The sequence below is a fragment of the Kineosporiaceae bacterium genome (genome assembly GCA_016713225.1).
Lineage (GTDB): Bacteria > Actinomycetota > Actinomycetes > Actinomycetales > Kineosporiaceae > JADJPO01.
The window spans coordinates 199910-220737 of the sequence record JADJPO010000005.1 but is presented as its reverse complement, the minus strand read 5'-3'; the positions used below and the strand labels follow the sequence as shown (position 1 = coordinate 220737).

Below are 20828 nucleotides of genomic sequence, written 5' to 3'. Positions count from 1 at the left end.
TCATGACCGAGACCACACGATTCGAGCGCCTGGTCACCTCGGGCATCTTCAGCCTCGACGGCGGCGACTTCGAGGTCGACAACAACGTCTGGCTGGTCGGTGACGAGCACGAGGTGATCGTGGTCGACGCCTCCCCACGATGCCCAGGCGATCCTCAGTGCCATCGGCGGACGGCGCCTGGTCGCCGTGGTCTGCACCCACGGCCACAACGACCACATCAACGCGGCCGCCGCCGTGGCCGACGCCACCGGGGCGCCGATCCTGCTGCACCCGGCCGATCGGATGCTCTGGGACGTCGTCTACCCCGACCGCGAACCGTCGCCGTTGGCGGACGGCCAGGTGATCACGGTGGCCGGGCTCCACCTCACCGTGCTGCACACCCCGGGGCACGCCCCGGGGGCGGTGTGCCTGTACGCACCGGACGCCGCACCCGACGGGGTGTTGCTGAGCGGGGACACCTTGTTCCGCGGCGGGCCGGGGGCGACCGGACGCTCGTTCAGCAGCTTCCCGACGATCCTGGACTCGATCCGCGAGCGGCTGTTGGGGCTGAAGGGCTCCACCAGGGTGCTCACCGGACACGGCGACGAGACCACGATCGGCGCCGAAGCGGTGGACTACGACGCCTGGGTGGCCCGGGGTCACTGAGCCGGTCCGAGCCGGTCCGAGCCGGGTCAGTTCAGCGATTCCTGGTAGACGATCACTCCGGCCGCCTTCAGCCGTTTGGCCGCGGCGACCTCCGACTGGATGGTCGCCTGCGTGGGCACGACGCCCTTGAAGCCGTTGGCGTACACCATCACGTAGACCTTCAGCTTGGGCTGTTCCTTCAGGATCAGGCGGTACTGCTGCTCCAGCAGCCCCGAGCCGATCTGGGTGAAGGGCCAGATCACCTCGGTGGTCTCGGCCTTGATCGAGGGGTAGATCGAGCGCCGTCCGGCAACGTCGCGGAAGTAGAGCACCGGCATCACACTGATCGGTCGGCCGGCCTCGGCGCGCAGGATGTTCTTCCACCGCGTGATCGTGCCGGGTGCGAACAGATTGCAGCGATTGGGCTGGCGCGTGGTGGTGTCGTAGGCGAAGTCGTCCATGGCCACGGCCGTCAGGTTCGGGAACCGCTTGGCCAGCTTGCCGATCTCACGCATCCAGGTGTCGTAGTTGCCCTTGAAGGGCAGCAGTCGATTGGCCGTGCACGGGCGTCGTCCGTCGAGGTGGTGAACGGCGGCGTGAGCGTGATGTGCACGGCGATGCCACGAGCCTGCGCCGCCGCCAGGAAGGCCGGGAACGTCCGCCAGTCCTGCGCCGGCCGGTAGCCCGCCCGCGGGTAGATCAGGTAGGAGTAGGTGCGCGACCCCGTGCGGTCACGCGCTCGAAAGTGTGCGCACGATGTCGATCACGCCGGAGGCGGTTCGCACCGGGGCGGCATAGTGCACCTGCAGGGTCCGCGAGCCGGACGACGGCGTGTCCGGCGTGGTCGATTTCGGAGCGACGCCCGAGACCGGCACACGCGGTGGCCGGGGAGCCTTGCCGACCGAGACCGAGCCGAACGATCCCCTGGACCCGACTGGCGGGACCGTCGTCTCGGCCTGCGCGGGGTCATCTGGGTCACGACAGCTGCGACCAGGCACCCGGCAAGGGTCGCGGCCCAGTTCATCGGCTGGCGTCGTCGTCGAGGTGCGGCGTAGCGCCCGCCCATCTGCCCTCCGCCATGGTCGATCGGGGACGCCGATGCGTCCGCCCGTGCACGGTGTTCATCGACACGCCACCGGTGGGGTCTTGAGCCACCGAGCCGGACAATCGACACCGACCAGCGGTCACTGGCTACGCTTCTCCCCGGGGGCGGTAGCTCAGCCGGTCAGAGCAAGGGACTCATAATCCCTCGGTCGTGGGTTCGAGCCCCACCCGCCCCACTCGATCCAGTTCGCTGGGTACGCCTCAGGCCGCCGTGACCACCTCCGGTGCATCGTCGGCCAGCGCCAGGTCGAGCAGCAGGCGGGCGACGTCCGCGCGTGAGACCTGGGTTGCCGCGCACGGCGCGGTCATCGGTCTGGACCCGGCGGCCCGTGGCCGGGCCGTCGGTGAGCGTGACCGCTCGGGCCACGGTGGCCCGCCATCCCGTCGAGCGCACGAGCTGCTCGGCCTGCGTGAGGCCGGAGTACGAGATCCTCAGGGCACTGGTCGAGATCACCGCCCGGACGACGGCGGGCAGGGCCCGCCAGGAATCGCCGGCACCGAAGGCGCTCAGCAGCACCACACGCTGCCAGGGCTCGCCCGCCGCGAGAAGCGAGCGGACGGCCGTCGGCGCGACATCCGGGCGACCGCTGATCCCACTCCACGGATGGCGGCCGCGGTAACGCACCCCCACCGCGACGACGATGGCCTGGCTGCCCGACACGGCGGCCCGCATCGCGGCGACGTCGTCCAGCTCGCCGTGCACGACGCGGAGCAGGCCATCGCCGCGGGCGGTCAGTTCCGCCGGCAGCCGTGACGGGTCACGCACCAGCGCCGTGACCGACAGACCCCGGTCGAGTGCCTGAGCCGTTACGAGGCGGCCGACCCGGCCGGTGGCGCCCAGGACGGTGATCGATCGGGTGGTCGATCGGGTGGTCTCGAGGTGGGTGTTCATGACGTTCTCCTTCTCGCGAGGCGTGATGATGAGCGATGACACACCTTCGAGTTCACTCGAAGTCAAGCGCCGAGGGAGCCGTCGTGAACCTTCGCTGGACCGTCGCCGACTTCGCCGCACGCAGCGGCGTCCCGGCGAGCACCCTGCGGTATTGGGACGACATCGGCCTGCTCCCCGGCGGGCCGACTCGACAACGGACACCGGCGATACGGGCCGGATCACCAGGCCCGGCTGGAGATGGTGCGCATGTGCCAGGCCCTCGGCTGCTCCACCGAGGAGGTGCAGCTGATCCTGGACGCACCGAATCCCGCCGTGCGAGCCGCCTATGCCGAGCGCACACTGCCCGTGGTGCGCGAACGCCTCGAGGTTCTGCTCGTCGCCGTTCGAGTCCTCGAGCACGTTGCCGTGTGCCAGCATCCGGACGCCGCCAGTTGCGGCGCCTGGATGCAGTCGGTGATGGGTCCGAGTCCGAGTCGTGGAAATAGTTAAATGATAAACTATGTTGTCCGGAGAGCATCAGCCGATCGACACTGAGGAGAAGCCGACATGCCCGCCGTGACCGTCGAGAACATCCTGACCCTGCCGCGGATCACCGCGCCGGACGCCACGACCACCCCCCGAGCGCCCCGTCGTGTCGGTGACCACCGCGCCGAGCGGGTTCGAGGGTGAGGGCTTCCCGGTCCGTCGTGCCTTCGCGGGCGTCGACCTGGCCAGGCTCGACCCGTTCATCCACATGGACCAGATGGGTGAGGTCGAGGACGCCCCCGGCGAACCCAAGGGCACCCGTGGCACCCGCATCGCGGCTTCGAGACCGTCACGTACATCATCGACGGGATCTTCGACCACCAGGACAGCCACGGCGGCGGGGGCACCATCACCAACGGCGACACCCAGTGGATGACCGCCGGCTCCGGCCTCCTGCACATCGAGGCTCCGCCAGAGCACCTGGTGGTCTCGGGCGGCTCTTCCACGGCATCCAGCTCTGGGTGAACCTGCCCCGCACGCTCAAGTTCGCCCCGCCCCGCTACCAGGACATCCGCGGCAGCCAGGTGGCCCTGCTGTCGTCCCCGGACGGCGGCACACTGGTTCGGGTGATCGCCGGTGAGCTCGACGGCCACGCCGGCCCGGGCATCACCCACACCACGATCTCGCTGGCCCACGCCACCCTGTCCCCCGGTGCCGAACTGCATCTGCCGTGGCGTCCCGACTTCAACGCCCTGGTCTACGTGCTGTCCGGTAGCGGCACCGTCGGCTCGGCCGGCATGGACCGCCGTCCGGTGCGGATGGGCCAGCTCGCCACCTTCGGCGCCGGCGGCGCTCACCATCGCCGCCGACCCCACCAGGAGAGCCGCAGCCCCGACCTGGACGTGCTGATCCTTGGCGGTGCCCCGATCCGCGAGCCCGTGGCGGCCTACGGCCCGTTCGTGATGAACACCCGCGACGAGCTGATCCAGGCCTTCGAGGACTTCCAGGCCGGGCGCATGGGCAGCATCCCCGCCGAACCTCACCCCGGCCACGACGTGCTCTGACCCGACGATCGGCGCTGACCCACCGCGCTCGCCGGGCCGGCCCAGCGCCCCTACGCTGCGACGATGACGACACCGCCATCGGCCGCACCACTGCCGCCGTTGCCCGCCGACGCCTTCCATCGGGTGCTGTGCGTCGTCGCCCACCCGGACGACGTCGAGTACGGCACCTCTGCCGCGGTGGCGGTCTGGACGGCGGCCGGCATCGACGTCGCCTACCTGCTGCTCACCCGCGGCGAGGCCGGGATCGACAGCCTGGATACGGCGCGCACCGCCGAACTGCGTACCGCAGAACAGATTGCGGCCTCGCACCTGGTCGGAGTGCAGCAGGTCGAGTTCCTCGAAAGTACCCGGACGGCATGCTCGAGTACTCCTCGACCTGCGCCGCGACATCGCGCGAGCCATCCGCCGATACCGGCCGGACGCCGTCCTGCTGGGCTCGTGGGAGGTCGAGTTCATCGCCGGGCTGAACCAGGCCGATCATCGGGTGGCCGGCCTGGTGGCGCTGGACGCCGTCCGGGATGCCGGCAACCGCTGGGTGTTCCGCGATCTGCTCGAGCAGGAGGGCCTCGAACCCCACGCACCACGCTGGGTGCTGGTCAGCGGCGACACCCGCCCCACGCACGGCGTGGACGTCACCGGGCAACCCCTCGAAGCGCGGCATCGCCTCACTCGAGGCCCATGCCGACTACCTCGCCGCCATCCCCGGGCATCCCCCCGCACGCGCCATGCTGACGATGATCACCAGCATGCAGGACGCGCCATGGGCGTGGCGAACGCCGTGCTACTGCGCGCCATCGACCTCCAGGCCCCGCCACCGATCGCTCGGCGACTGAGCCGCAGGCTTCGTCGCGTTGACCACCGATGTCGGTGGTCAACGCGTCAAAGCCCGGCGCCCAACCCCACGCCCAGGGCCTCGTCGAAGGCCGTCACGAACAGCTCGACGTGCTCGTCCTGCCACACCAGGGGCGGGCGGACCTTGAGCGTGGCGCCGGTGCGTCCCGTGGTGCCGACCAGGACGCCCCGGGCTTTCAGCCCTCCTTGACCGCCGTCGCGACCGGTGTCGGAGGGGAGGTCGATTCCGGCGATCAGCCCGTGGCCGCGCACTGGCTTCGCCTCGTCGGCCTCGCTCGCCCCGAGGTGCTTCTCGCGCACCGCCGCCGCTCGCTCACGCACCTGCTGCCCCAACCGGACGGCGTGCGCCGGGATCGGAGCCCGTCGATCACCTGGTCCTCGAGGATGTCGAGCACCGCCAGGGACGCCGCCGTGCCCACCGGATTGCCCGCGAAGGTCGAGAAGAACTCGTACCGCGAGGCCAGCACGTCGGCGATCTCGCGCCGGGTGATGGTGGCAGCGATCGGGTAGCCGGCCCCCATCGGCTTGCCCATCGTCACCACGTCGGCCTGACGCCCAGCTCGGCGAACCACCACAGCTTGGGTCCGCTGCGCCCGAACCCGATCTGCACCTCGTCGGCGACGTAGAGCGCGCCGGCCGCGTGGGCGCCGTCCACCAGAGCCGCCATGAACTCGGGCGGCACGGTCCGCACGCCTTCGCTGGTGAACATCGAGTCGGCGATCACTATGGCCGGGTGGCGCCCTGCCGCGCGCAGCTCGGCCGCAGCGGCCTCGATGCGGGCCAGCCCTTCGGCGCGCGTGAGCAGGGCGTCGTGCTGCACCGGGCCGTCGAAGGTGGCCACGCCCGCAGGCCGATACCCGGCGGGCCACTCCATGGACGACAGGTCGGCCAGCCACCGCGAGGACCCGTGATAGGCGTTCGAGCCGATGATCGCCCCGACGTCCCCGGCGGGATACCCGGCAGGGACGGCCCGCGACCGCGCTGGTGTACTCGACGCTCAGTCGCCAGGCCAGTTCGTTGGCCTCGGTGCCCGAGGCGGTGAACAGGCAGGTGTCCAGCCCCGACCCGGGCGGCATCGAGGCCACCAACCGCTCGGCCAGCTCGATCACATTGGGGTGCAGGTAGCGGCTGTGGGTGTGCAGCACCGGTGCCTGCCGGGTGATCGCCGAGACCACACTCGGGTGATCAGGGCCGACCACGGCCACGTTGTTGTAGCCGTCGAGATAGCGCCGACCGTCGCGGGCGGTCAGCCAGACCCCTTCGGCCGCCACGATGTCCAACGGTTCGGCGTAGAACAGCGGTGACAGACCCCTGGCCTGGACGGCGCGTCGCCGGGTGAGCAGATCCTGCGAGGACGACGCCGGGGCGCCCGGAAGGCCCGGCGCCCCCAGCCCGGCCAACCGGCGCAGCCGACCACGCAGCGAACCGGGCGTGATCGCCGTCAACCGGTCGAGCAGAGCCTGCGAATCAGCGTCGTACTGGGTGATGTAGTCGGTGTTGTCGAGATGCTGCGGCTCCCGGTGGGCCGAGACAGCGAGCGTGATCAGCAACCGGGCGATCACCAGCTCCCCAGCACGTCCACCTCGGCGGGTTGCAGCGGGCGGTGACGCTGATAGCCGCGCAACACCGCGGCGGTGAGCGACCAGAGCGTCTCGCCTCGACCCCACGCAGCACCGAGGTGAGCGTGGCGGCCAGGTCGCACACCGCGGCGGTGTGGTGCATGTCGCCGAGGTCGACGATGCCGGTCAGGACACCATCGGTGTCGGTGAGCACGTTCGTCAGCGTGACGTCGCCGTGCTGCACGCCCGCCGGCAGCGCCGTGAGCCGCGCCAGGGCATGAGCCGTTCGAGACGGGATCCGCGGCGCGCCACGACGGGCGGACAGCTCCCTGAGCCGTCGCACGTCCCAGTCGAGCTCGCGGCCGGCCGCGGGATGGAAGAACCCTTGCAACGCCACCGAGAGTCGGGGACATCTGGCACCCACCGCCTCGGCGGTGATCTGGCTGACGGGCTGCCCCTCGTGGACCCGGCTCTGCAACGCCCGGCCGGGCAGCGCGGTGATCACCCGGACCAGGTGAGTGCCCGCCGGTCCGTCGATCGTGGTGGTCGGCTCGCCGGCGAGGGTGCGGACCAGCCGCGGAAGCGGCAGGTCGGAGGCGACCGCGGCCAGGTGCTGCAGCGCAGCGTTCTCCATGTCGATCACGGCGGGATCCTCGGCCGCGTGGGCGATCTTCAGCACGAACCGACGCACGATGCGGTGGGGGTTCGCGACCACGGCCTCCACCAGGAAGTTCTGGTCGCGCTCGCTCGGGAGCGGGCTCGCCTGGAGGGCGTCCGAACCGTAGAGGTGCGGACCAACGCGAGGACCTCGGCCACCCCGACGGCAGGAGCGGGCAGGTCGAAGACGGCGCGACTCACCCGCCCATCCTCACATCTCCCCGACACCACCCCCACACACCCCGCACACCCCACGCACACCCTGCCCCGCGGTGATCATGCAATCCGTGCACGTTTCGTGCGCGGATTGCATGATCACGGGCAAAACGTGCGCGGATTGCATGATCACCGCGGAGGGGTGGGGTCAGGGACGGGCGTTCAGGTACGAAGAGGTCGACACCCAGGTGGATGGTGCGCCGCTCACCCGAGGGCGTCTCGTAGGCGGCGGTGTGGTAGACGCTGCGCTCCTCGAGATAGCGGCCGATGAAGACCATGCCGTCGCGCACCTGTACCGGAGGCGGGTCGGGCATCGACCAGTCCATGACCTGCCGGTCGAGCTCGGCCAGGGGGCGTCCCAGCACCGGCGACGGGGTCGAGGCGGCCAGGTGCTGTCGCACCGCCGTGGCGGCGTCCTCACCCATGGGTCACCTCGAGGGTTGCGTGGTCGAGAGTCGTTGCAGCGCAGGGGCCACGGCGTCTTGACTCGCCAGGAGATAGTCGTTGCCGGGGTCGCGGAGTGCTGCCAGCCCGCCATCACCACACTCAGCGCGAGCCGGGTACGGATCAGCGCGGGCAGGAGCTCGAGCTCCACCGAGTCCAACGGCGCGACCGCCTGGTAACCCTGGATCAGCGGGGCCGCCGGCGCCCACGGATCCACGCCCTCGGCGCTCCGGCCGGCGATCGCGTAGGCGCATGCCACCGCGAGCCCGCAGACCCGCGGTGCCCGGCACAGGTCCCCGAAGTCGATCAGGCCCGGGCGCGCGTGTCGTCCAGCACGATGTTGGCGTCGTTGGCGTCGTTGTGGATCACCTGCCAGGGCAGCCTCGCCCATCGTGGCGCCACCTGATCGACGAACTCCTGCAGGACGGCGCGCGCCACCTCGCGGCGGTCGGCGTCCGGCACATACCCGATCAGGTCGAGGGCGCGTCCGGCCTCGACCAGGTTCCAGCGCAGCAGGCGCCCGGCGTGCGGATGCTCGAACGCAGCCAGCGCGGTGTCCACCTCGGCCACGGTGGTGCCCAGCGCCCGCAGCGCCTCCGCGGTGGCGTCGGACGGCGTCCAGGTGCGCCCGGGCAGCCAGGTGAGCGCGCGCGCCAGCCGGACGCCGTCCGGCGTGACCTGCTCGATCACCGCCTCGCCGTCCGGAGTGCGCAGCACGGGGCACCTGGCCCGACAGCGCCGGGTGGGCTGCCAGGTGTTCCGGAGCGCCGCCGACTCGAACCCGATGTCGTCGGCCTCGCTCGTCGGGTGCAGTTTGAGCACCGCCACCGCGTGCCCGGAGGCGTCGATCAGTGCCGCATTCGCGGTCCGCTCCCCACCAGCTCACGGACGTCGCCGGACAGCGCGAACCGGGCGATGACCTCGGCCCAGGGCCACATCGATGCCTGGTCAGTCCTGACGGGCCACGGCGCGCACGGCGGCCGCGACGGCCGGGGCCACCGCGGGGTCGAACACGCTCGGCACGATGAAGCTCGGGTTGCGCTGCTCGGGCGGCACCACGTCGGCGATCGCCTGGGCTGCGGCGACCAACATCGCGTCGCTGATGTGGTGCGCGCCGGCGTCCAGCAGCCCGCGGAACACGCCGGGGAACGCGAGCACGTTGTTGATCTGGTTCGGGAAGTCGCTGCGGCCGGTCCCCACGACGAGGGCGTGCTCGATCGCCGCCATCGGGTCGACCTCGGGTCGGGATTGGCCAGCGCCAGCACGATCGCGCGGTCGGCCATGGTGGCGATGTCGTTGCCGTTCAACAGGTTCGGAGCCGAGACCCCGATGAACACGTCGGCCCCGGCCAGACCCTGGGCAACTGGCCGTCGAACGCGGCCGGGTTGGTGTTCTCGGCGATCCAGGTCTTGAAGCTGTCGAGGTCGGTGCGGCCGGTGTGCACCGCACCCTGGGTGTCGAAGGCCACCACGTGGCTCGCGCCCTGCGAGAGCAGCAGCCGGATGATCGCCTGCCCGGCCGCGCCGGCGCCGCTGACCACGATCCGGACGTCGTCCAGCGTCTTGTCGACCACGCGCAGGGCGTTGATCAGTCCGGCCAGGACGACGATGGCGGTGCCGTGCTGGTCGTCGTGGAACACCGGGATGTCGAGCATCTCGCGCAGCCGGGCCTCGATCTCGAAGCAGCGGGGCGCCGCGATGTCCTCGAGGTTGATGCCGCCGTAGACCGGGGCGATGGCCTTGACGATGGAGATGATCTCCTCGGTGTCCTGGGTGTCCAGGCAGACCGGCCAGGCGTCGACGCCGGCGAAGCGCTTGAACAGGGCAGCCTTGCCCTCCATCACCGGCAGCGCCGCCGCCGGACCGAGGTTGCCCAGGCCGAGCACGGCCGAGCCGTCGCTGACCACGGCGACGGTGTTGCGCTTGATCGTGAGCCGGCGGGCGTCGTCCGGATTGGCGGCGATCGCCTGGCAGATGCGGGCGACGCCGGGGGTGTAGGCGCGCGAGAGGTCGTCGCGGTGGCGCAGCTCGACCTTGGGCACCACCTCGAGCTCGCCGCCGCTGTGCATCAGGAAGGTGCGGTCCGAGACCTTGCGCCCCTCGAAGCCGCCGAGGTCGCGCACCGCCTCGGTGATCTCGTCGGCGTGCTCGGCGTCCGAGGTGTTGACCGAGACGTCGAGCACGATCCAGTCGTAACTGGACTCGACGACGTCGAGCGCGGTCACCACGCCGGCGGCCTTGCCGATGGCCGTGGTGAGATCACCCGTGGCATGCGGGTGTGGATGGGGGCCTGAACGCGCAGGGTGATCGTGTAACCGGGGCTCGGGGACGCCATTCGCCTACTCCGTGGAGGTGGACTCGGAAGGCAGTCACGATACGCCCGAACAGGGTGGTTGCCGTGCACAACCGCTCGAGGGCGACGATTGAAGGGCTCCCGCACTTGGACTCGAACCAAGAACCTGCCGGTTAACAGCCGGCTGCTCTGCCAATTGAGCTATGCGGGATTGGCGCGGGCAGAACTCTACTAAGTCTGCGGAGTGGTTCCTGCATGCATATCGCGCCAGGCTGGACGGCGTGACGCGCTTCGTGCTGCTGCACAGTCCAGCCGTGGGTCCGGCGACCTGGCGGCCCGTCGCCGAGGAGTTGCGGGGCGCCGGGCACGAGGTGGTCATCCCCGACCTCGACCTGAGGCCGGCGTTGCTCGAGGTCCGGCCCCTCACTGGCATCGGGTGCGTGACGGCGTCCTCGCCACAGTCGGGGACGCCGACGCGCAGAGCCTGGTGCTGGTCCCCCACAGCAACGCCGGCCACTTCGTTAGCCGATGCTCAATTGGCACTTGCCGCTCCCCTGTGCCGGGTCGTCGCGTCCACGGGCAGCGTCCTCTCGTGGACGCCGCGCCGCCTCCCGGTCCGGACGGCGAGATCGGGTCTGCGGCGTCAAAGGGCGGGCCTGAGTGCGATGCCCTTTCTCTCGGAACAGCGCGCTGGCTGAACGGCGTCCTCCTCGCCGTGGACGTCGTGGTGGTCCGAAGACGAGGACGTCGCGGCACTAAGTTCGTTCGCGGAGGTCGGGCCCACCGCGCGGCGTAGAGATCGAGGTCCGAACAGCCGTGCCTTCCGCTGGATCTTAACTACCGGGAACGGGTACTGCGGTGCGCGCTGGGGACTGGAGGGTCGAGACGCGCGGCGCCTATCTGTGGTTCGGGCCGCCGTACGACAACGAGGCGCCTGCCCCGGCGGCGGCGTGGGGCGGGTTGGCCCCACCTCGGCACCTTGCCGGTGCCCACCTGCTATCTTGCTCGTCGACCCGCCAGCCGTTGCGGCTGCTCCTTCTCGAACACGATCGCGGGTGACCAGACCTTTGTCGGCCGCCTGAGATCAGCGAGAACCCCACACCCGGGAACGTCGCGCCGGCCAAAATTTCTGCCCCAGCGTCCAGGCCGGCCTCCTCCGCAGTCCTGCCTCGGCCGCTCGCAGCGGCGCCACCGCGGGGTCGTCGGCCGAGGCATCTGCGGTGCAGGTTGGGAGGTCCTGACAGGTCACGACGCCTGCGGCATCGCGGCGCAGGGCCAGGGTGGCTCGACGGCCTCCGGGCAGCCTGACCTCCACGGGTCAGCATCATCGAGGCCCGCAACCGCTCGTAGACCGTCTCCGGGAGGAACGAGGCCTCGACCGGTTCCAGGCCGATCGCCTGTCTCGAACCCACTCCACCAGACCGCCAGGGTGCGCGATCTGTCGTCCCAGGCGACGTGGTCGACCCGACCCAGGTGCGCACGAACCGCTTGCCGTAGGGGTGAGCACGTGCAGCCGCGCGGCGGTCGCCGCGGCGTATCCCCGGCCGACCAGCTCCGACCAGGCGAGCACCCGCTCCCCCGGTTCGAGACCGACGGCCTGCCGGGCGTCGTCCGGCATCGTGGGGCGGCGGCGAGGCAACAAACGCATACCGTCAGCCTACGAGCCGGCGGCCATGATCTTCTGTGGCTACGACCCGCCCGAACTACGAACCACCCGAACGCAGATCGCGCAATGCCCGGCGCCGCGACTCGGCCGCCAGCAGCTCGAGGTACGCCTCGGCATGCGCCGGATCGCCCTCGGTCATCCGCTGCACCTGGCTGCGCAGGTTGCTGATCACACGGCTGATGTCGACCTCGGCCACCCGGATCACCAGATCGGCGGCGTACCGGGCCAGCCTCTCCTCACCGTCCGACGGCACCGGTGAGACGGCCATCCCGGTGATCAGGTTGGGATCACCGAGGGCGCCTCCTCGCGCACCCGGTCGAGCCAGGCGTGCACCGACAGCGTCTTCGCTGCCGCGATGCCCCCTGCCGAGCGCACTGCGTGGTGCACCGCCCGATAGGCCGGCACCTGGAAGGCGTTCTCCCCAGCCCGTCGGCGATGTCCTCGGGCACCAGGTTCGGCACCTGCAACATGCATTCCAGCGCCCCACGCTCGGCCATGGCGACCGGGTCGCGGGGGTCGGGGCCGGGACGCGCCCCGCTGCGGTCCGGCAGGTCCCGCGACCTCGAGCGCCCGGGCCGGAGCTGGAGCCCCGGCGGACCGCCCGCGTCACCTGTTCGACGTCCATGCCGAGCCATCCGGCGAGCTGACGGGCGTACCCGGACGCAACGAGGCGTCCCGGATCTGCGCGACTACCGGCGCCGCCGCCCGCAGCTCCCGGGATCCGACCCTCCGCGGTCGACAGGTCCAGATGCTCGAAAGCGTGGCCCGGATCGCGAACTCGAACAACGGACGCCGCGCGGCGCCACCAGCGCGCCACCGCCTCGTCGCCGTGGGCCTGGCGCAGCTCGCACGGGTCCATGCCATCCGGCGACGGCGATGTAGGGTCAGGGCCGCGAAGTTCTGGTCACCGCCGAACGCCCGCTGGGCGGCTTTGAGCCCGGCCTCGTCCCCGTCGAAGACGAACACCACCGAGCGCGAGAAGGTCTTGCTGATCAGGTCGATACTGCCCTTGCCGGCCTCGTCCCCCAGCAGCCGCCGCACGATGCGCAGATGGTCCTCGCCGAAGGCCGTGCCACAGGTGGCCACCGCCCCCGCCCACGCCCGCCAGGTGGCAGGCCATCACGTCGGTGTAGCCCTCGACCACCACGACCTGCCGGTCACGGGCGATCGCCTTCTTGGCGAGATCGACCCCGTAGAGCACGTGCGACTTTGTAGATGGGTGTCTCGGGGTGCTGAGGTATTTGGCCTCGATCCGGTCGTCGTCGAACAGCCGCCGGGCCCCGAAGCCGACCACGTCACCCGCGACGTCCCGGATCGGCCACAGCAGCCGCCCCCGGAACCGGTCGTACAACCCCCGCTGCCCTCGCCCGGCCAGCCCCGGGAGGCGACGAGCCCTCGGTGAACGAGCCCGCGCAGGTGGCGCAACAGCGCCTCGCCCGAGCGCGGTGCGAACCTGATGCCGAACTGTTCGGCTGCGCCCGGTCGAAGCCCCGCTCGATCAGGAACGTCCGCCCGGCCATGGGTCATCGGGGGACGTCGCGAGCTGTCCGGCGTGGCACTGCATCGCCACCCGGTGGCCTCGACCAGTCGCTGGCGCTGCCCGGCACCTCGCGCGGCGCGCTGAGGCCCGGCCGTCGTCGTCCTCGTAGTGCACCTCGTAACCGAGCTGGCGCGCGAGCCGCTCGACCGACTCCGGCGAAGGCCAGATGATCGACCTTCTGGACGAAGTCGATGACGTCGCCGCCCCGCCACAGCCGAAGCAGTGCCATGCCCACCTGGGGCCGCACGGAACGAGGGGTCTTCTCGTCGGGAACGGGCACAGCCCCTTCATGGAGCCGACCCGGCCGCGCGCGCAGCGTGACATGCTCCGCGACGACGTCCTCGATGCGCGACCGTTCGCGGACGTGCTCGACGTCCTCGCGCCGGATCTTCACCGGCGGCACTTCCTGACGACGCGCGTAGCTCACGGGCGTGAGTTCTCTAGGGTCTCACGCCCGACACGAACCGCGCCGATATGCCCAGTTGCTCGCACGAGCCCACCGAGGAAAAACAGGACAGACTCCCCCTCTTACGTGACATCTGCCCCCTGACCTCGCCCGGCTGGTCGCTGTCGGACGTCGACGGCGTGTTGAACGCCGCGATGCCCGGTTGGAGGTGAGACGCCCGATCAGGTCAGGCGTTCGTCCACGGCACCGCTACTCCGCTGCGCTGGGCTCCCACGCTGGCCCGCCGGATCGCCGCACTGCACCACAGTGGGGCGCGTCGAGGTGGCGGTGGGCGACCACCTGGGTCGACCATCGCCCAGGTCGGAACGGTTGCTGCACCTGCCGCCGCTGACCACCGCGTCTGGCGTGGTCGACGTGGTGGACGCCGAGGCCTCCGTCGCCCGCAAGGGCTCGCCGCGCGCTGCACGTGGTCGAGGTCGAGCAGCGCCCGTTGATCTGGACCGATGACGACGCCATTCCGGACGACGGCCCGGCGCTCGCGCGCGAATCGACGCCGCCGGCATGCTGGCGCTGCTGGTCGCGCCCAGTTCGCGGTACGGCCTGCAGCCCGAAGACCTGGACGCCATCGACGGACTTCCCGGCCGAGCCTTCACCGAACTGGCCAGCTGAGCGCGCTCACCCTCAGGTTCCTGCCCGTGTCTCTCGCCGCAACGCGCGGCGTGCCAGCGCACGGCCCCGCATCGGTGAGCGAGGCGATCTGGTCGATCACGACCCGTCGTCGCACGTCGTCCGCAGCGGGGGCTGGACGGCGGCCTGGGTCCAGTCGGCGGCGAACGCCGGTTCCAGCGCCTGTGGGCCCGGTCGAGCACCATCTCGTAGAGCTCGGCCAACAGCTCACGCTGACGGGCGTAGAGCGGCTGACGCTCGGCCGTGGTCATCACGTACACCGCGGCGATGCCCTTCAGCGTGGCGATCTCGCACCAGGTCTCGCGCGGCACGACGACGTCGGCGGCGTACCGGGTGAGTCGGCCGCCCCCGGTGACCGGGGCGGTCTGCGCCGGGTGGCCTGTCGACGTCCCGGGCGAACCGCCCGATCAGCTGGCTGGTCAGGTCTTTCAGGCGGCCGACGCCCGTCGGCTGCCGTCGTAGGAACTCACCCAGGTGGGCATCGCCCGCAGCCGGTGCAGGGCGGCGGCGACCTCGCCGTCGGCGGCATCCGGTAGGTACCAGACCGCACCTGCTCGGCGAGGCGATCGACCTGGTCGACCTCGGAGCCGGCCCAGGTCGAGGCGGCGGCCGACCACGGCGTCCTCGAGGTCGTGCACGCTGTAGGCGATGTCGTCGGCCAGGTCCATCACCTGGGCCTCGATGTAGCGGCGGTGGGGCGCGGGTGCCCCGGCCCGCAGCCAGGCGAACACCGCCCGGTCGTCGTCGGCATAGACGCCGAACTTCCCGGAGCCGGCGGTGGGCGCTCGCCGCGGCCCCACGGGCATTGGTGCAGGCATCCAGCGTGGCTCGGGTCAGGTTCAGACCCGCGCCGGCCGCTTCCTGGTCGATCACCTTCGGTTCGAGCCGGGTGAGCACGCGCAGCGTCTGGGCGTTGCCCTCGTACCCGCCGAAGCCGGCGGCGATGGCGTCCAGGGGCGTCCTCACCGTTGTGCCCGAACGGCGGTGGCCGAGATCGTGGGCCAGACACGCGGTGTCGAACACGTCGCCGTCGCGACCTGAAAGGCCTGGCCGAGTTCGCGGTCGACCTGAGCCACCGAGGCTGTGGGTGAGCCGGTTACGGACGAAGTCGTCGGTGTCGGGTTCGACCACCTGGGTCTTTGCTGCCAGCCGGCGCAATGCCGACGAGTGATGACGCGCGCGCCCGATCGCGTGCGAAGGCGCCGCGCCCGGGGTTCTGGCTCTCCTTCGCCCACTGCGCGACGTCGTCCGGGCCGTAGCCCGACATGGACTCAACCATGCTCGGACTCAACCACCGGACACCGACAACTCGGCCTGGCTGACCGCGGCGACGTCGGCGGCGTCGAGCTGGCGGCTGTCGAGCCAGCCGTCCGGCAGGCTGACCTGCCGCGCCGACCCGTGTGCCCAAGCGGCCCTCGGCCGGTCCGCCTAGGTGAGGCTGCACGCCGTCCAGCGTCGCGGTGATCCGGTCGAACCCGGCCGACGTCGACACCAGGGGCCAGGGCACCGCGCATCGTCGTGTCCGACCGCATATCCCTTGAGGCACCAGGCGATGTGTCTGCGGATGTCGCGGCAGGCCCGCCGCTCGGCGTCGTCCGCAGACCTGCGCGTAGTGCTCGATCAACACCTCGATGTGGCGGCGCATGGTCGCCAGCACCACGCCGAGGGCGGGCCGAGCCTCGGTCAGGTGGGGGCGAGCTCGGCAGACGGGTCGGCGAAGGCCGCCGCCAGATCGGCGAACAGCCACGGCCGGCTTCCAGGCAGCCCCGACCCACGACAACCCCGTCGCACCCGGTGCGGCGCACCATGTCGAGGGCATCGGCCGCCGACCAGATGTCACCGTTGCCGAGCACCGGGATGCTCGTCACCGCCTCCTTGAGCCGGGCGATCGCCGTCCAGTCGGCACTGGGCGCGTAGTAGTCGGCGGCGGTGCGCGCGTGCAGCGCCACGGCAGCCACTCCTCGGCCTCGGCGATCCGGGCTGGCGTCCAGGTAGGTCAGGTGCTCGGGTCGATCCCCGTGCGCATCGGGACCGTCACCGGAACCCCGGCCGGGGCGGCCATCGCCACCGCCCGTGCCACGATCTCGCGAAACAGGCCGAGCTTCCACGGCAGTGCCGAACCGCCACCCTTGCGGGTCACCTTGGGCACCGGGCAGCCGAAGTTCAGGTCGATGTGGTCGGCCCGGTCCTCACTGACGAGCAGATGGACGGCGGCCGCCACGACACCCGGATCCACCCCGTAGAGCTGCACCGACCGCGGCGACTTCGTCGGCGTCGTGGGCGATCAGCCGCATCGACTCGTCGTTGCGCTCCAGCAGTGCGCGCGAGGTGACCATCTCGCTGACGAAGACCCCGTCCCCGCCGCCCAGCGCCGCCTGCTCGCGGCACAGCCGCCGGTAGGCCTGGTTGGTGATACCCGCCATCGGCGCGAGCACCACCGGCGTGCGCAGCCGGTGCGGGCCGATGGTCAGCGGGGTCACCGGGGCATTCTCGCAGGGGCACCTGCCGGTCTCCCCTCCGAGCGCCATACCGGACCGGGGATGCCCCTGCGTCGCGCTGACCGAGCGGCTGCGCCCCGCACCCTGGTCGACATCTTCCGGCGCACCGTGGCCGAGGGTACCGACGAGCCTGCCCTGACAACGGCGCCCCCGTGTTGACCCATGCCGAGTTCGCCGAGCAGGCCGACGACCTGGCGGCCGAACTGGCCGCGTTCGGGGTCGGCCGCGGCGACAAGGTCGGCATCCGGATCGCCTCGGGCACCACCGATCTGTACGTCGCGATCATGGGCACGCTGCTGGCGGGCGCCGCCTACGTGCCGGTGGATGCCGACGACCCGGACGAGCGGGCCTGTACCGTGTTCGGCGAGGCCGAGGTGGCCGCGGTGATCGGCAACGACCTGACCATCACGCCGCGCCGGCCGACGCCGCCCTGATCGATCCCGACCCCACGCCGGACGACGACGCCTGGGTGATCTTCACCTCCGGCTCGACCGGCAAGCCCAAGGGCGCGGCGGTCACCCACCGCAACGCGGCTGCCTTCGTGGACGCCGAGTCACACCTGTTCCTTCAGCAGTCCCCGATCGGGCCCGGACGACCGGGTGATGGCGGGCTGTCGGTGGCCTTCGATGCCTCGTGCGAGGAGATGTGGCTGGCCTGGCGCTACGGAGCCGCCTGGGTGCCGGCGCCGCGTTCGTTGGTGCGCAGTGGCATGGACCTCGGCCCCTGGCTGACGGCCAACGACATCACCGTGGTCTCGACGGTGCCGACCCTGGTGGCGTTGTGGCCGGCCGACGCCCTGGCCGGGTGCGGCTGCTGATCCTGGGCGGCGAGGCGTGCCGCCCGAGCTGGCCGCCCGGCTGGCCACCCCGACCCGCGAGGTGTGGGAACACCTACGGCCCCACCGAGGCCACCGTGGTCGCCCGCGCGCCCAGCTGACCGGTGAACCGCCGGTACGGATCGGGCTGCCGCTGGACGGCTGGGACCTGGCCGTCGTCGACCGCGAGGTAACCCGGTGCCGGACGGCGAGAGGCGAACTGATCATCGGCGGGGTCGGTCTGGCCGCTATCTCGACGCCGCCAAGGATCGCCGAGAAGTACGCCCCGATGCCCTCCCTGGGCTGGGAACGCGCCTACCGCAGCGGGGACATCGTGCGGTTCGACGGCACCGGGTTGCTGTTCGGCGGCCGCGCCGACGAACAGGTCAAGGTCGGCGGTCGGCGGATCGAACTCGGCGAGATCGACAGCGCACTGCTGGGCCTGCCGGGGGTCAGCGCGGCCGCCGCCGCCGTCCGCCGCACGGCGTCCGGCAACGCGATCCTGGTCGGCTACCTGACCGTCGACGACACCTTCGACGTCGCCGCCGCCACGGCGGTGCTGCGCCGGGACATGCCCGCAGCCCTGGTGCCGCGCCTGGCCGTCGTCGAGATCTGCCCACCCGCACCAGCGGCAAGATCGACCGGGACGCGCTGCCCTGGCCTCTGGCGAGGCGGACGACGACGATGACGGTCTTGACCTGCGCGGCACCCAGGCCCGCTGGCCCAGCTCTGGGGCGGGCTCGGGGCCAGGATCGCCGACGTCGACGCCGACTTCTTCGACCTCGGTGGCGGCAGCTGACCGCGGCGCAGATGGTCCCGCTGCTGCGCAGCACCCACCCCGAGATCACCGTCGCCGACATCTACGAGCACCCCTCGCTGGCGGCCATGGCCCGTCACCTGACGAGATGGCCACCCCGACCGCTCGGCTCAACGCCGACGTGCCCCGGTGCCGTTGAAGACCCAGGTCGGGCAGGTGGTGGCCACCTGGCCACTGCGCACTATCGCCGGCGCCCGCTGGCTGGTCTGGATCGCCGCCGGGGACGACCCTGGCCCACGGCCCCGGGGTCACCTGGGCACCGGTGGCCTCCTGGTGGTGGATCGGCCTGGGCTAGGCGCTGCTGCTGCTGCCGCCGGGGCGGATGCTGCTGGCCGGGATCGGCGCCCGGATCGTGCTCGCCGGCATCGGGCCGGGCAACTACCCGCGCGGTGGCCGGGTACACCTGCGGTTGTGGTTGGCCGAGCGACTGGTCGACGAACTCGGCGCCGCCAACCTCACGGGCGCCGTGCTGATGCGCTGGTATGCCCGGCTGCTCAGGCCCGGGTCGGCAAGGACGTCGACCTGCACTCGGTCGCCCCGGTCACCGGCCTGATGACCCTGGGCGCCGGCTGCGCGATCGAACCCGAGGTCGACCTGGCCGGGTACTGGCTGGACGGGTCCCGGCTGCACATCGGCCGAGTGGCGGTCGGTCAGCGAGCCCGGGTCGGTGCCCGCAGCACCCTGGCACCCGGCGCCCACGTCGGCGCCGATGCCGAGATCGCCCCCGGTTCCGCGGTGTTCGGCATCGTGCCGCGGGGCGAGTTCTGGTCCGGCGCTCCGGCGCAACGGATCGGCCCGGCCCGCGGGCCGTATCACGACACCCGCCCGCCCAACCGCGCGACGTGGCTGGTGGCCTACACCGTGGCCTCGCTCGTGATCGGGCTGTTGCCGGTGCTCGCCGTCCTGGCCGGGGTGATCCCGGCCTGGCCCGCGTTGCGGGCGAGCGAGAGCTGGGGTGAGGCGGTCCGGACGGCGCTGACCTGGCTGCCGCTCGGCGTCCTGGTGGCGATCGGTGCTGGCGCCTGGTGGTCTGGCTGCTCACCCGGGGGTTCGGCGTCGGGTTGCGCCCGGGGCCTACCCGGTGCAGGGCCGCATCGCCTGGCAGGCCTGGTCGACGGTGCGGCTGCTGGACGAGGCGCGCACCTGGCTGTTCCCGTTGTACTCCAGCACGCTGACCCCGGTGTGGTTGCGGGCGCTCGGCGCCCGGATCGGCCCGGACGTCGAGGCGTCGACGGTGCTGATGATCCCCGCGCTGACCAGCGTCGCCGAGGGCGCATTCCTGGCCGACGACACTCTGATCGGTGGCTACGAACTGGGCGGCGGGTGGCTGCGGGTCGAACCGGTCAAGGTCGGCAAACACGCCTTCGTCGGCAACTCCGGGCATGGCCGCCCCGGTCGCAAGGTGCCCAGGCACGGTCTGGTGGCGGTGCTCTCCGGCCGCCCCGCAGCGCACGGTGGCCAAGGCCGGCACCTCCTGGATCGGCAGCCCCTGGCCCTGTTGCGGCGCAGCGTCTCACGCCAGGACGACGCCCGCACCTTCCATCCGCCGACCCGACTGCGGGTGGCCCGGGCGCTGGTCGAACTGTGCCGGTTGGTGCCGCTCTGGCTGCACGCCGCGCTGGTCGTCGCCGTGGTGGCGGTCATGACGTCGATCGTGCAGGACGCCGGGTGGTGGATCGCACTGGCCGCCGGCGGCCTGGTGCTGATGACCGCCGGGCCTCGCGGCGCTCATCGCCACCGTGGCGAAATGGCTTTGGTGGGCCGGGTTCCGCGGCGCGACCACCCGCTCTGGAGCAGCTTCGTCTGGCGCAACGAGTTGGCCGGACACCTTCATCGAGGTGCTCGCGGCGCCCTGGTTCGCCCGGGCCACCGCCGGCACCGTGGTGCTGAACGCCTGGCTTGCGCACCCTGGGTGCCAAGGTCGGGCGCGGGGTGTGGTGCGAGACCTACTGGTTGCCCGAGCCCGACCTGATCGACCTGCGGGACGGCGTGACCGTCAACCGGGGCTGCGTCGTCCAGACCCACCTGTTCCACGACCGGGCTGAGCATGGACACCGTGACGCTGCGTGTCGGCTCGACGCTGGGACCGAACGGCGTGGTGCCTGCCTGCCGCCGTGATCGGCCGCCACGCCACCGTCGGCCCGGTCTCGTTGGTGATGCGGGGTGAGTCGGTGCCCGACAAGACCCGCTGGATCGGCAACCCGATCGCCCCCTGGGCGGGGTAGCCGATC

6 protein-coding genes, 2 tRNA genes and 9 pseudogenes are annotated in these 20828 nt (G+C 71.5%); 6 read left to right on the top strand and 11 right to left on the bottom strand.

Annotated elements, in window-relative coordinates; all coding sequences use genetic code 11:
• The first annotated feature begins 2 nt into the window (after positions 1–2).
• Positions 3–645, top strand: a pseudogene (locus tag IPK24_19870) (MBL fold metallo-hydrolase).
• Positions 646–671: 26 nt separating this feature from the next.
• Here IPK24_19870 and IPK24_19865 read toward each other — a convergent pair.
• Complete coding sequence (locus tag IPK24_19865; GenBank protein MBK8077753.1) at positions 672–1139, bottom strand: hypothetical protein; 468 nt, start codon at positions 1137–1139, stop codon at positions 672–674.
• A 691-nt stretch (positions 1140–1830) separates the two neighbouring features.
• Here IPK24_19865 and IPK24_19860 point away from each other — a divergent pair.
• Positions 1831–1904, top strand: a tRNA-Ile gene (locus IPK24_19860).
• Positions 1905–2014: 110 nt separating this feature from the next.
• Here IPK24_19860 and IPK24_19855 read toward each other — a convergent pair.
• A pseudogene (locus IPK24_19855) lies at positions 2015–2620 on the bottom strand (SDR family oxidoreductase).
• A gap of 150 nt (positions 2621–2770) precedes the next feature.
• Here IPK24_19855 and IPK24_19850 point away from each other — a divergent pair.
• The 3 genes and pseudogenes from IPK24_19850 to IPK24_19840 all read left to right on the top strand — a co-directional run bounded on the left by IPK24_19850 (position 2771) and on the right by IPK24_19840 (position 5191).
• Positions 2771–3109 (top strand): MerR family transcriptional regulator, encoded by a 339-nt coding sequence (locus tag IPK24_19850; protein ID MBK8077752.1) that lies wholly within the window; start codon positions 2771–2773, stop codon positions 3107–3109.
• A 57-nt stretch (positions 3110–3166) separates the two neighbouring features.
• Positions 3167–4149: pseudogene (locus IPK24_19845) on the top strand (pirin family protein).
• 63 nt (positions 4150–4212) lie between these two features.
• Positions 4213–5191: pseudogene (locus tag IPK24_19840) on the top strand (PIG-L family deacetylase).
• 43 nt (positions 5192–5234) lie between these two features.
• On the opposite strand, the gene IPK24_19835 reads toward IPK24_19840, so the two are convergent.
• The 9 genes and pseudogenes from IPK24_19835 to IPK24_19795 form a co-directional block, all read right to left on the bottom strand.
• A complete protein-coding gene (locus tag IPK24_19835) occupies positions 5235–6563 on the bottom strand; it encodes an aminotransferase class III-fold pyridoxal phosphate-dependent enzyme (GenBank protein ID MBK8077751.1) in 1329 nt (442 codons plus the stop codon).
• A complete protein-coding gene (locus IPK24_19830; GenBank protein ID MBK8077750.1) occupies positions 6469–7284 on the bottom strand; it encodes a phosphotransferase in 816 nt (271 codons plus the stop codon). Before IPK24_19830 ends, IPK24_19835 begins: the two co-directional genes overlap by 95 nt.
• A gap of 130 nt (positions 7285–7414) precedes the next feature.
• Positions 7415–7858, bottom strand: a complete 444-nt coding sequence (locus IPK24_19825; protein MBK8077749.1) for a hypothetical protein — start codon at positions 7856–7858, stop codon at positions 7415–7417.
• Positions 7859–8183: 325 nt separating this feature from the next.
• Positions 8184–8699 carry a phosphotransferase gene (locus tag IPK24_19820; protein ID MBK8077748.1) on the bottom strand — a complete coding sequence of 172 codons (516 nt, stop codon included), beginning with the start codon at positions 8697–8699 and terminating at the stop codon, positions 8184–8186.
• A gap of 126 nt (positions 8700–8825) precedes the next feature.
• Positions 8826–10211 (bottom strand): annotated as a pseudogene (locus IPK24_19815) (NAD-dependent malic enzyme).
• Positions 10212–10307: 96 nt separating this feature from the next.
• Positions 10308–10380, bottom strand: a tRNA-Asn gene (locus IPK24_19810).
• Positions 10381–11872: 1492 nt separating this feature from the next.
• A pseudogene (locus IPK24_19805) lies at positions 11873–13769 on the bottom strand (DNA primase).
• A gap of 661 nt (positions 13770–14430) precedes the next feature.
• A pseudogene (locus IPK24_19800) lies at positions 14431–15747 on the bottom strand (deoxyguanosinetriphosphate triphosphohydrolase).
• 404 nt (positions 15748–16151) lie between these two features.
• Positions 16152–16996: pseudogene (locus IPK24_19795) on the bottom strand (tRNA-dihydrouridine synthase).
• A 12-nt stretch (positions 16997–17008) separates the two neighbouring features.
• On the opposite strand from IPK24_19795, the pseudogene IPK24_19790 reads away from it, so the two are divergent.
• Positions 17009–20822, top strand: a pseudogene (locus IPK24_19790) (AMP-binding protein).
• The last annotated feature ends 6 nt before the right edge of the window (positions 20823–20828 follow it).